Consider the following 11699-nt stretch of genomic DNA (forward strand, 5'->3'; position numbering starts at 1 on the left):
TACCCCATTCAGCAGCAGTTCTTCCGGGGAATGCTCACGCGAGTCAAAGAATGAACTCGGCCCACTTCTGCATCATCTCACGGCGCTTCTCCAGCATGTCGCCTCGCCGGTAAGCAGCCTCCACCTTGTTGCTGACCACGTGTGCCAGCGCCATCTCAGCCATTTCCTGCGGGTAGTCCGTCGCTTCGGCAGCCCAGTCACGGAAGGTCGAGCGAAAGCCGTGCACCGTCAAATCATTGCGCTGCATCCGGCGAAGTACCGCCGTGAGCGTCATATCCGAAAGAGGCTTATGGTCCCGCACGCTGGGGAAAACGACGTTCGTACCAGCCAAGAGCGCTTGTTCCTGCTGACGCAGCAAGGCCACGGCAGCATCTGACAATGGAATCCGGTGTTCGCGCCCCGCCTTCATGCGTTCAGCAGGAACAACCCACAGACGGGCTGACAAGTCAACTTCGTCCCATACCATGCCTCGCACCTCACCGGATCGAGCAGCAGTGAGGATGGTGAAGCGCAACGCCAATGCACCAACACCGGCCTGCGCCTCCAGCGAAGTCATGAACGGTCGCATGTCCTTCCACGGAAGTGCCGCGAAGTGGCGCGTCCGAGAGACCTTGGTGCGGGCAGGAAACAGCGAGTCAAGGTGCCCTTTCCAACGCGCTGGGTTGTCTCCACTGCGCAGGCGGCGGGCACTGGCCCAGCCAAGGATGGATTCAATGCGCCCTCGCAAACGAGAAGCCGTTTCAGGCTTACTGTTCCAAATAGGCTCAAGCACGCGCACCACATGTTCGGTCTCCACCAGGGCCACGTCCATGTTACCCATCACAGGTTCGGCGTACATGGCCAGGGTACTAACCCACTGCTCTGCATGCTTGGCATTTTTCCAACCAGCACGATGCGACTCGATGTACTGCGCTGCACACCAGGCGAACGTGACCTTTTTAGCTTGCTCTGCTCGTGCGGTCGCCATGGCCTCCTGCTTGACCTTCATCGGATCAACGCCTTCACGCACCTGCTTGCGCCATGCCATGGCTTTGTCCCGTGCTTCGGCCAGCGAAACATCAGGGTATGGCCCAAGCCCCGTCCAACGCTCTCGCCCGGCCATCGTGTAGCGCAAGATCCAGGATTTGGAGCCACCTTCCGTGACCTTCAGCCACAGCCCGGCACCATCGCCATGCATGCCAGCTTCCTTGATTCGGCTGGCTTGCAACTGCGTCAATTTATTCGCTTTGACCATACGTTTAAGTTCGACGGAAACTGGAGGCTCATTTTGCTATCGTTATACGGAATAGTATACGGAAAAAACAGAATATTGTGCGATGCACAATGAGTCAAGCTGAGACAACCAAAATCATAACTCATTGTTTTTATTACAAAAACTCTGAATTTTGATGTTTTATGATGTGAAATGAAACATCAGTTCGACTGTCACAGCCTCCGCCAGATAGTCAATAAACAAGCGCCTTTACGGCGCTTTTTTATTTTTATCCACCATCCTTTCTACCATTAGATTTGAGATTGGAATGGACAAATCTGGACAGTGCTGCGCGCATACAGCGGCTTACATCAGCGGCCACTGGATAGTGGTCTTCCAACACCGCAGCCGAGAAGACCACCTCTTATTTCGATCATGCCTACTAAGCATGTGTCTGCTGTGCAGCGATTGCTGTCTCTCCGGCTTCCCATGTGCTCGGCTGGTCCCTAACGCTAAGCAGTCGTTGGTGGGATGCCTGTATGTACTCCCTCAATGTTCATGACTGAGTGGCCGGGTCTGCCAGTGCGGATCATCATCAACTGTGATCTGCTGTTGCGGCCGTATCAGCCGCTGTTCTTTACTAGGAGTAAGGGCGCTATCCAATGACTTCGACCAGAAATTGCGGCTTGGCCCATTGCCATCTCGCACCAGTGTGCAATTGACCTTCGCGTGCTCAACCAGCAAGAAAGCTGACCTCGATCGCTATGCCACGTTGCACGCGCAAACCTATGGCGAAGCCACACGTCTTAGTGCTGATTCCGCATATGCTCACGGCGTTCATGGCGCGCGGCCAAGGGTTTAGAGCGTTGCATGGCAATACTAAGAAGTCGAATCCGAATTGAGTACTGCGGGATATATTGAAACGAAATTTTTTTACGCAAACACTCGGCACTGCCGCGCAACATCGGGATACGGATAGTTGAGCAGCATCTGTGACTTCAATTGTTTACAGGGGCCTGCGCCGATGCTGGCTTGCGCGTTGCAGGTCTTGAGCCAGCCACTTTTCGGCTGGCATGCACGGCCAGGACGTTCTGCACGAAGCGGATGCCCGTGGTTCTTGCGGCAAATCCCGCAATCAAATACTGCCCGAGAAACCACGCTGCGGACACCAGCATGCGTGTTGAGTCGACGCCGCTGAGATACATGACCAACGGGAGTACCGGAACGAGCAGCAGCGACATCGCCGCGATGTCTCGGAACAGCAGGTAATTCTTGTGGCTGTCCACGACCGAAGGATCGGAGTCAACTTGCTTGTACAGGCCGTACCATTTCGAATTCTGCTCTCTCTCCACACTCGGGAACTCGCCCACATTTTTCTTCAGTTTGTCCAGGTCGATCCGAGGGTCTGCAGGTGCATGTACGGAAAAGGCTCGAGCGCCCGGCAACGGGTGCTGGCGGCGCCAGAACACCAAGATGGCTTTGTGATCAGAGGAAATGAGTGAGGAAAGAATCAGCGCCGGGATAGGCAGCAATGTCGTCAAGCTAGCTCGAATGACCGCGACTTTCGTCGGCGTCAGCTCGTCGATCGCGGTATTGAACGCGATGACTAGGAGCACAAGAACGTCCAGGACAAGCGTGGCGACCAACCACGCCAGGTTTCGGCCTTTGAGGGTCTTGCTGCTGTAGTCTTTCATGTCCCTCATCCGTCGTACTCCGTGGTGATTGTGTAGTGGCCGTCATCCCGTACCTTGAACAGAATCGATCCGTCCTTGCGCGTTGTCAGGCAGCGCCTGCGCCTGTTGGTGTTGGACACCAGCACGCCAGAGTCCGACGCAGTGTACTGATAGTGTGGCTTCTGGGTTGAGTGGATGATCGACTTGTCGGAGACCACCACCACCTGCGGCGTGAAGTAGTCAAAGATCCGTTGGCAATAGCCGTTCGTCCGGCCGTGGTGGGAGGCGACCAACACCGTTGTGTTGGCCAATTCCTCGCGAAACGCCTGCTGATCCAGCAGCGCGAGCCATCCGTCTTCCTCCAGGTCGCCAGGGAACAGGATCTTGAATGGCCCAAACTTGAAGAACACGACCAGGCTCAGGTTGTTCGTGTCATAGAAGCGAGGGTAGGGGTTCCAGAAGGTGGACGCTGTGATGCCGCCCATGTGCTGATCGAAAGGAGCGCTGACGGGATGCACGTAGTCGGTATGGAGGGTGAGGTACCGTTCGATGTCATCGGTCAGCTCGCCACCCGCTTCCTTGATGATCCGCAAATCTCCTGGGGAAACGGAGCGGTTCCGGTAGAACGTGGAGACGGTGATGCCTTCGCTCCACAGATTGTCCAGATCGCTCATGTGGTCCATGTCGGCGTTCGTGATGAACAGGTAGTCCAGCACGCTGCGCTGCAGGTGGTTCCTGATGTAGGTGCTCGGCTTCCAGCCCGTCAACCCGTTGTCTCCGGAATCGATCATCGCGAGCCGGCCCTGCACACAGTTGTCGGATTCATGGGTGAGCATGGCGCACGCGCCGTGCTGCACATCCCAAATCTGCAGGATCATTTGCCCTGGCATGCCGTTCTTTCTCGCGCATCACGCACGGAATTCCTGGAGTCAGCCCAAGCACCGTGTCCTAGCATGGCCGATCTGGCGAACATCCACGCACCCCGCATCACTTCACCGCACCCTGCAAGACTTGCAGGTCGTGTTCCCCGACGATCAACTGAACGGCAGGGAGGCCATCGTCTGCCATGCCCAGGGCCAGGTGAACGAGTTGCACAAGGTCGTCTCGGCTGGGCGAGGCGGAGTGTCCCGGTGGATGGCTGTGCCATTCGCCGATGTAGCCGACGACGCCGGCGGAGCGACGGGAGGCCTCGGCGACCGCCTCCGCCAGGCCAGCAACGCCGCGCTCGAAGGAGCTGGGGCTGGACTTGCTGTCCGGGGGAGGCGGCAGGCCTGCGACTACAACGACGGCGCTGATGTTGAAGTCGTAGTAGCCGAGCAGCACGCCGCCGGTTTCGTTGGGAAAGCCCTTCGTGCGCATGTCCCGAAGCTGCTGTTCCACACCCGCGTCAATGAACAGAGCGAACTCGCCAAGTTGCATGCGGCGTTCGGTGGCCACGGGCACATCGTGGACCTCCACCGCGCCGCGAATTGGATCACGCTGCCATATCCGGATCATCGCGCCGTCTTGCGCAACTGCCGCTGGGATCTGCTCGGCCAGAGTGCTAGCCTGCCCCATGATCCGCGAGTAGGGCAGAACCATCGAAATGTCCCGGCAACTAGCACCGCTCCAGAACGAGCTGGCATTTCCCGCGAGGTGATTCCTTCCCCAATCCTCTTGAATCAAGGCCCGGTAATACTGCGCTTCGAGGGTCCGCAGGCGAATGTGCCGCTGGGCGTCCTCCGCGAGCAGCACTGCTGCGTTGCCGGTCGGCGTGACGAATGCAGAAAAGTGCCTGGCGAAGTGATCGACAGCGCTGACGACTCGGGGGTATTCCAAGGTCGTTGAAGCATCGACCACCAGTTTTGCATTTGATAGTGCATCGGCAACTGCCCCAAGGCTGAAGTCACTGGCATCCGCATCCAGTGGAGTGACCTCGGTGGCACCATCCATCGTCGCCGAGTGCAAGTCCGCAACGACGGAGGCCTTGGGGCACCCAATGTGCTGCGAGTAGGCTGTATGCCGCGATAAGTTGTGTGGCTTGATGTGGTCCTTGTCGATGACGGTCCAGCGCCCCCAGCCGGCGCGCCCCCACAGGTTGAGTATTGCGCTGCCGAGCGAGCCCGCACCGATCAGCACGCCGACGGGGCCTTCGTCGGAGATGCCCGACTGCTTCCTTGCCGCAGCAGCATCATTCCGGCGCAATACGGCCATCGGCAGCAGGGGCTGCGCGCCCCACTCGGTGGCCTGCTGCTCACCCATCAGCCCGGCTGCGCTGAAGTACTTCTTTTCATGGAAGAACAACGCGCCGGTGGCAACACCGAGCTCCAGCCCACCCTTCAGCAGCACAAACGCGCGATGTGTCATGCCGACGGGCTTTTCGCCTTCGGCGCGGCATAGGGGGATGTGGAGCAAGACGACTGTGGATTTGTCGTCGGCTGATGCCGCGACCCCCTTGTCGCCCACGCGCGCTTGCAGCGTTGCTCGCAGGATGGGCAACAGTTCGATGCCACGCCTGGAGAGGATGTCGGCCAATTGCCCCAAGGTCGCGGGATCGCGCTCCACAAACCCATGCACGATCGGGGGCAGCACCAACTCGATGGGAGCCGTCGTGCCGGCCTTGACGGCGGCATCCTTGGGGATTGCTTCCAGGAAACATGTGAAGCCCCCACCGGGGCGCTCGGGGCCTCGCGCGATAACAAAGCGGTGCTCGGCACTCTTGCGCAGTGCCGGCAGGTTCCATGGAAGGACCAATTCGTATTGGCTTGCGAAGAACAGGTGCTCGACCGGCTGGTCTGCCGGGTGCAGTTCGCGCCGCGCGCTTTTTTCGAGCCACCATTGGATTCGGCGCAGAAAGCTCTGCGGCGTCCAAGTACGCATTACGGCCGCTACCGGCTCGAAGTACAGGCAGAGGCTGGCGGCAGCGCCCGGAACGCCCTGGTTCTGGTGCATCAGGACCGGAAAGTCCTTGCGCAGCGCCAGCACCTCGACGAGCAGCTTGGGATCGTCCGACACACACAGCGCCAGACGTTCCCGGTATTGAATGCCGACACTGTTCTTTGGTGGAACGCCGTCGCACTCGACATCGACGACGATGCACTCGAGCTTCGGCGTTTCGTCCTTGCCGTACTGCAAGAGCTGCACGATCGTGAAATCGCGCTGTCGCGCGACAGCATCATGGAGCAGCTGGGCGCGCGGAATCGTCAGCGCCGACGCGTCCGCGATCTCGACGACATTGACCAGTTCGTGGTACTCGCCGGCCATCAACCTGCCCGCGGAGGTGAAGACAGGATGACGGCTGGCGCCCCGATGGATGCGGAGCGAATCCAGCTGACTCCGCCGCTCGTGATTTCGAACGTGATGGGTTCCGGCTTGTTGGCGTTCGGTTCTTCCATCGTGACGAGGAACTTGCGGCCACCAACTTCCTTCAAATACCGCTCATAGGCTTTGCGTGCCTGGATGTGCGGCGGCTGAGTCTGGGTATACGAGTCCCTCGCGTCCGGGACCGGCTTGCTGCAGCTGACGATATACGCGTCCGGCTTGCCCATACGCAGAAGGTCTTTGATCAGCGGTTTGGGCTCGGTTTCTCTGTCACCCTTTTCATCGCTCAGCGCGAGGTAGCTGCAATGGTGCGGGATGTTGTACAGATCCCATGCCAGCCTGTCTTCGTTCTTGTGGTACTGCGTCGTCTTGACGATGTCTTCCATGCTCTCCCAGGTTGCATCGCCAACTTCGAGGTAGTCGTAGTGGGCACCATCGGCGCGAAAGCGCACGTTGAAAACCAGCGAAGCCTCGTTGCGGATGATGTCGCCTTCGTCGCAGTGCTTGATGAAGGGCGAGTGGCAGAAGAACTCCACCTGGTCCGCTTCAAGTGAGAAACCGGGCACGATCGTGCCGGCGTCGATGAACAGATGATCGCGTGCAGAGGCTGACTCGCCACGCTCTTTCAGGATGGGTTCGAGCCAGTCGGCCAGTGCTTGGGGCTTCGAGAACACCAGGATGTCCTTGCCTTCCAGCAGCCGATGCCGTGCCTCTTGCCGGAGCAGGACGAACTCTTCCATCTGATGGTCGTTGTCGGCCTGCTCCAACAGCATTGCGGCAGGCACCCAGAGTTCGCGAATCTTGATTCGGCCTTCGCCGTGGTACTTCTTGGCGTGCTGCAACTCGAAAAACTCGGTGCTGCCCTGAATGTGGTCCAAGTCCGCATGGGTGAAGGCGACGACATCAAAATAGTCGCGGTCGGCCTTCTTCAGGTGGGCCCTCAGAGTCGCCTTGAGATCAATTTCAGGCGTGCTCGGCTCCTCCGCCTTAGCTCCTCGATGGCAGAAGTCAAACAGGATACGACGCCCGTTGGACAGGACGATCTGCGTCGTGTCGCCGTTTCCGACAGGATAGAAGATGACTTGATGCTTTTCTGCCACGATTGATCCTCTTTGGGTTCAGTGGTCGATATGCCAAATTAGCACTCAACCACTTCGAGTGCTGCCAGGCACTATATGTAGTGTTTCTAATTTGATCAACACGCTACATATAGTTGTTTTCGACAATATTACTGTGCAAAACAACAGGTGTCTAGAGCGTGGTTCTTTCAGACGCATTCAGCTATTTGTTAGCTGCTCGGGGACGTAGCCAGCAACTATCGCTTGTGGCATGTAGCGCGATCTAACGCAGCTTGTGACGAGATAGCCAAGACATGATGTAGCGCGGAGCCGAACTGAATTTGTGCCGATATGGGTTACGGGCACAATCCAGAAAAAACGCTACCGCTGGCGTAATGCTGTTCGCTTAACGAATCGAAGCTGCTTGGTCGGGTAATGAGCTGAAAGCTTTTTGACGACACTGGTCCACTGACGCCCTCGTCTTTGTTTGGGCAGCAATTGCTTGGCCAGTCTCTGGTGGGTAATTCCCCTGAATTCCTGCGTTCCGAGAAGTAAAGCTATGCGGCCATACCAGACTTAAGTTCGCAGCAACCAAGCACATGCAGCAGTTTGGGATATCTCCCGAACGTGTAGCAATATCCGAGATGAACGTCCGCTATCGGCCTCAGCAGTCATTGAGATGTCAAACTTGGATGACTCTAACCAGCCTGAAGCAGCAACAGTCGGAGCATCACCTCGTTCACATCTAAGCCATCCAGTACAAAAAGGATCAGCTCATCGCACCCACGCCGGGAAGTAGCCCAATGAGTCTTGCACCGTGCTGTCGTGTGCCGGAACCACGACCAAGTCGGGTTCAGATTGCATCAGCGCACGCACCTTTTCAATACTGCTCTGCGTTTGCTGCGGGTTGCTGTCCACCAGTTTGCCCGCGACCCAGAACTTGGGCTTACCTTGCTGCAACGCCGCCACTGTCCAGGCCACATCTCCAATGAAGAAATACTGCTTGCCTGAATCTACCGTGACAAAGAGTCCCACAGACCCGGGGGTGTGGCTAGGCATCGGCACCAGTACCACCTTGCCATCCTTGAAGACATCGAGACTTTCAGGATAGCCCTTGAACGGTATCGACTGAAACACCAAAGGCTCCCATTGAATGGTTGCCGCACTGGTTTGCGACTGCCATGTTCCTCCGGGGCCCGTACTGGGGGAGCGCACCAGCTCAAGCTCCGCAGCGGCAACGCCAACCCGCGCCTCGGGGAAGTCTTGTGCACCGCCCGCGTGGTCCCAGTGGCTGTGGCTCAGGATCACCCGTTGCAAAGGAGGGATACCCGCGTTGTCCAGTTGCGTTCGCGCTGTGACAACCGGCTTGTCGTACTTGAAGAACAGCCGCCACCAGATCGGCATGCCTTGCTGGTATTGACTGTCGATCTGGCTGCCCATGCCGGTGTCAAACAGCAGGTAGTCGTTGTGGTGTTTGACAAGGAAAGCCGAGAAATTGGAGTTCACCTGCTTGGTGATGCTGCCGCCCGGCACCAGCAGCGCCTGTGGAACCGCGACCTGCGACGTCTTGACGATCGCAAAGCCCACATCGGGAGCCGCGTCAGGCTTCGGGTTCGTTGTTTGGGCAAGCGACGCGTGGGTCACCAAAGCCGACAGAAGGAGTGTGCAGAGGTATGTACAGTGGCGAAACATTTTCGTGTCCTGAGCGAAAAGGAGCCAAGCGTAAAGTTTGGTCTATGCTCCAATGTCAAGGCTTTGTCGTCATGCCTTCCGCACACACCACCATGAATGTCAGCCAAGTCGCCAAGGCGGCCGGTGTTTCCACCGACACCGTTCGCTACTACGAGAAACAAGGGCTCATCAGTGCGCCGCCACGCCAGCCCAACGGCTATCGTTCTTACGGCGAACCCCACGTTGGTCTGGTGCGGTTTGTACGGGGCGCGCAAGCGCTGGGATTCTCATTGGCAGAAATAAAAGTCATCTTGCCGCAGATGGCGCAGGGCGCGTTTGGTCGCGGAGAGATCGAGCAGCAACTCGAAGCAAAGATGGCGCAGATCGACGCACACATGGCGCAGCTCAGGACGTTGAAAAAGGAGCTCCAAGCAACCTTTGATGCGCTGCGATGCGCACCCTCGAAGCCAGTGTCCACCACGCAAGCGACGGCCCCCGACAGCGGCAGCGGTGCGGGCACGGCAGTGGTGCGACGCGCATTTGCCAAGTCAAGCGAGCAACGTGATGCGCTCCGAAAGTCAGCCCAGATAGGGCATCAACCAACTCGTCGAACACCACCGAGTCGTGACGATTGTCCCCGGTGACGCAGAACATCATCGGGATGTCTTGGCCATCCGTGACGGGATGGCGTTAGCTGCCAAGCTTGCCCCTGTCCGTCGGGTTGGGGCCCGTTTCCTGGCCCCCCGGGGGCTTGGCACCGAGGAGCCATCTATGCTGGCTCGGCTCCAATCAATCTGGTCATGCTCGCGCAGACGCACCAGCATGGCTCGGTGCAAACGCTGCCAGACGCCATTGGCATTCCAGTCACGCAGGCGCCGCCAGCAGGTCATACCGCTGCCGTAACCCAGGGCCTGGGGGAGATCTTCCCATGGGATGCCTGTTTGCAGCACAAACAGAATGCCATTGAGCGCTGCTTCATCGCTCACGGTGAGCTTGCGTGCGCCACCTTTGACGGAAGGCGTGAAGGCTGGGATTAGGGACTGCAGTTGTCGCCACAGTTCTGTGCTAACGGGTTGTCTCGCCATGAGGGCCAGAAGCATAAATGCTTCTGGCTGATCTCAAAGGGAAGTGGCGTTAGCGGCTCTTAGTTCTTCCAGCTAATACATTTCTCGTTACCCCATCCGGCTTGAGGTGCGGGCACTCCTCTCAAGGCCTTGATCTCTCGGAAAAGAAAAATTTTTCGGTTAGCCCCCTTATCTAACCGCGGGATCCAAGCAAGAATCTCTCCACCTATGGAGCAGTTGGCTTTTTGCCCGTCGTACAGATAGATTTTTCTTCCTATCAGTTGCTTCGCCGTGCGATTACCAACTCGCCAATAGCCTGTCTCCCACTTCTTTAGCGTTTGATCCATCAGTTTCCGGTTCTCGTACGGCGGTCTTTCGACAAGATGCAATGCACTGGCTTCTTTTGTCATGAATTCACTTTCAGTGTTCAGGATGCAGACTTTAGCTGCAGAGAAGACACATCTCGTACGGTAATCCCCCCGTAGTTCTAACTGCCGTCATTGCTGAATAGCTGGCACCTTTCTTCATCCAATACTCTTAAGTCCAAGGCTGCATCGGTATTTCTATTTTGCAGACAGGAATCCAAGAACATCTTTGATGGCTTGATCCCTGGCCTTGTCGTTGCTCTCAATGTTGATGAACGAGGCTTGCTGGCATGTCTTGAGAAAGCCGTTCCATTCATTCACGTCGGTGAAGGTCTTGCCGGAATACTTGTCATGTGCCGGCCCCCAAGAACGATCGTTGGCGCCGTAGGGCATACGTACGTCCATTGAGCATTTGTTGTAGTTGCCTTCCCTGTACTGCGCCCATTTCTGGTTGAGTCGGTCGAAAACATGCGTAGCGCCCACGTAGACCTTGTACGTGACCGGATTGCCGTTGACCGCCAGTTCATCGACCAACTCCATGCATGGCTTGGGCAATGTCATATCGTCTTTCTCACCCAGCAACATCAGCAGCGGCGACGGCAGTTTGCTGTGCTGATCGACGCGGTAGCGCATATTGCAACCGGGGTAGACTGCAATACTGCCGGCCCACTTCACAGCGACAGGAACAACGTGCTGCTGGTAGGTCGGCCATGCCGCATCCAGAACGGCTTGCCCGCCACGTGACCAACCCATGTGATAGATGCGCTGGCTATCAATCTGCGGATGTGTCGCCAGCAGCTTGAGGGCATACAGCGCATCCGCGATATTGGCCGTGGTGTTCCAAGTCAGCTGCTTGGAAGCTCCCGTAACCCGCTCTTCGTTGCGCGGCTTGAAGCTGTCCACCACAAAGACGGCGTAGCCAGTCGCGTTCAGTGCTTTGGCCCACACATCAAAGTACAGACTGCTGACACCTTCGCTGCCGTGCGAAAACACTACTGCCGGAACTTTGCCCTGCGCATTGGCAGGCATCAGCAGATCACCAAAGATGGTGGTATCGCTTCCCAGCCGGCCACGAACCAATGCCCAGCGATGGTCTGGCGTCTTGGAGTTGAACTCGATGCGGCCGGTTTGACCTCCGCTGAGATCATCCAAGGGAGCCGCATAGCTACTGGCAACTCCTATGCCAAGAACTGAAGCCAGCAGGGCCTGAACGCATTTCCTGGCCAAGTCTTTTGGTCGGAGCCAGTTGTTCATTGCAACTGCCCCCGGTTCTTGGCAGCGACGTCCCCCCGTTTTCAGTAGCACAAGGCTTTGGAGTCCGAGGTTAATTTAACTGCTTTTGCATCAGCCTCTGGGCATAGGCTGTGGGCGTGAGT

General features: G+C 57.5%; 9 protein-coding genes and 2 pseudogenes. 2 read left to right on the top strand and 9 right to left on the bottom strand.

Annotated elements, in window-relative coordinates; all coding sequences use genetic code 11:
• Positions 1 to 43: 43 nt before the first annotated feature.
• Positions 44 to 1234 carry a site-specific integrase gene (locus E2583_RS09010; RefSeq protein WP_291595003.1) on the bottom strand — a complete coding sequence of 397 codons (1191 nt, stop codon included), beginning with the start codon at positions 1232 to 1234 and terminating at the stop codon, positions 44 to 46.
• Positions 1235 to 1814: 580 nt separating this feature from the next.
• On the opposite strand from E2583_RS09010, the pseudogene E2583_RS09015 reads away from it, so the two are divergent.
• Positions 1815 to 2094 (top strand): annotated as a pseudogene (locus tag E2583_RS09015) (DUF2274 domain-containing protein).
• 96 nt (positions 2095 to 2190) lie between these two features.
• Here the strand turns inward: E2583_RS09015 and E2583_RS09020 are convergent.
• The 5 genes from E2583_RS09020 to E2583_RS09040 all read right to left on the bottom strand — a co-directional run bounded on the left by E2583_RS09020 (position 2191) and on the right by E2583_RS09040 (position 8915).
• Positions 2191 to 2886: a hypothetical protein gene (locus E2583_RS09020; RefSeq protein ID WP_291595005.1), complete on the bottom strand. Its 696-nt coding sequence runs from the start codon at positions 2884 to 2886 to the stop codon at positions 2191 to 2193.
• A 5-nt stretch (positions 2887 to 2891) separates the two neighbouring features.
• Positions 2892 to 3743 (bottom strand): hypothetical protein, encoded by an 852-nt coding sequence (locus E2583_RS09025; protein WP_291595007.1) that lies wholly within the window; start codon positions 3741 to 3743, stop codon positions 2892 to 2894.
• A 109-nt stretch (positions 3744 to 3852) separates the two neighbouring features.
• Positions 3853 to 6108: a ThiF family adenylyltransferase gene (locus tag E2583_RS09030; protein ID WP_291595008.1), complete on the bottom strand. Its 2256-nt coding sequence runs from the start codon at positions 6106 to 6108 to the stop codon at positions 3853 to 3855.
• A complete protein-coding gene (locus tag E2583_RS09035; protein WP_291595010.1) occupies positions 6108 to 7265 on the bottom strand; it encodes a hypothetical protein in 1158 nt (385 codons plus the stop codon). Before E2583_RS09035 ends, E2583_RS09030 begins: the two co-directional genes overlap by 1 nt.
• Before the next feature lie 732 nt (positions 7266 to 7997).
• Positions 7998 to 8915 (bottom strand): MBL fold metallo-hydrolase, encoded by a 918-nt coding sequence (locus tag E2583_RS09040; protein ID WP_291595012.1) that lies wholly within the window; start codon positions 8913 to 8915, stop codon positions 7998 to 8000.
• 92 nt (positions 8916 to 9007) lie between these two features.
• Here E2583_RS09040 and E2583_RS09045 point away from each other — a divergent pair, with 92 nt between their 5' ends.
• The gene (locus tag E2583_RS09045; protein WP_291595013.1) at positions 9008 to 9538 is read left to right on the top strand and encodes a heavy metal-responsive transcriptional regulator; all 531 of its coding nucleotides are present in this window, start codon (positions 9008 to 9010) and stop codon (positions 9536 to 9538) included.
• Here E2583_RS09045 and E2583_RS09050 read toward each other — a convergent pair.
• The 3 genes and pseudogenes from E2583_RS09050 to E2583_RS09060 all read right to left on the bottom strand — a co-directional run.
• Positions 9483 to 9979 (bottom strand): annotated as a pseudogene (locus E2583_RS09050) (IS5 family transposase); the annotation flags it as partial. The gene E2583_RS09045 and the pseudogene E2583_RS09050 overlap by 56 nt on opposite strands.
• 59 nt (positions 9980 to 10038) lie before the next feature.
• Entirely contained in the window at positions 10039 to 10368 is a 330-nt protein-coding gene (locus tag E2583_RS09055) for a hypothetical protein (RefSeq protein WP_291595014.1), read from the bottom strand.
• Positions 10369 to 10521: 153 nt separating this feature from the next.
• Complete coding sequence (locus tag E2583_RS09060; protein ID WP_291595015.1) at positions 10522 to 11577, bottom strand: dienelactone hydrolase family protein; 1056 nt, start codon at positions 11575 to 11577, stop codon at positions 10522 to 10524.
• Between the last annotated feature and the right edge of the window lie 122 nt (positions 11578 to 11699).

Source organism: Comamonas sp., from assembly GCF_009360615.1.
In the GTDB taxonomy this organism is placed as follows: domain Bacteria; phylum Pseudomonadota; class Gammaproteobacteria; order Burkholderiales; family Burkholderiaceae_C; genus Comamonas.

Coding starts and splice junctions, on each gene's coding strand:
- E2583_RS09040 (WP_291595012.1), bottom strand. CDS start 8,915: ATGTTTCGCCACTGTACATACCTCTGCACACTCCTTCTGTCGGCTTTG.
- E2583_RS09010 (WP_291595003.1), bottom strand. CDS start 1,234: ATGGTCAAAGCGAATAAATTGACGCAGTTGCAAGCCAGCCGAATCAAG.
- E2583_RS09045 (WP_291595013.1), top strand. CDS start 9,008: ATGAATGTCAGCCAAGTCGCCAAGGCGGCCGGTGTTTCCACCGACACC.
- E2583_RS09055 (WP_291595014.1), bottom strand. CDS start 10,368: ATGACAAAAGAAGCCAGTGCATTGCATCTTGTCGAAAGACCGCCGTAC.
- E2583_RS09020 (WP_291595005.1), bottom strand. CDS start 2,886: ATGAAAGACTACAGCAGCAAGACCCTCAAAGGCCGAAACCTGGCGTGG.
- E2583_RS09060 (WP_291595015.1), bottom strand. CDS start 11,577: ATGAACAACTGGCTCCGACCAAAAGACTTGGCCAGGAAATGCGTTCAG.
- E2583_RS09025 (WP_291595007.1), bottom strand. CDS start 3,743: ATGATCCTGCAGATTTGGGATGTGCAGCACGGCGCGTGCGCCATGCTC.
- E2583_RS09030 (WP_291595008.1), bottom strand. CDS start 6,108: ATGGCCGGCGAGTACCACGAACTGGTCAATGTCGTCGAGATCGCGGAC.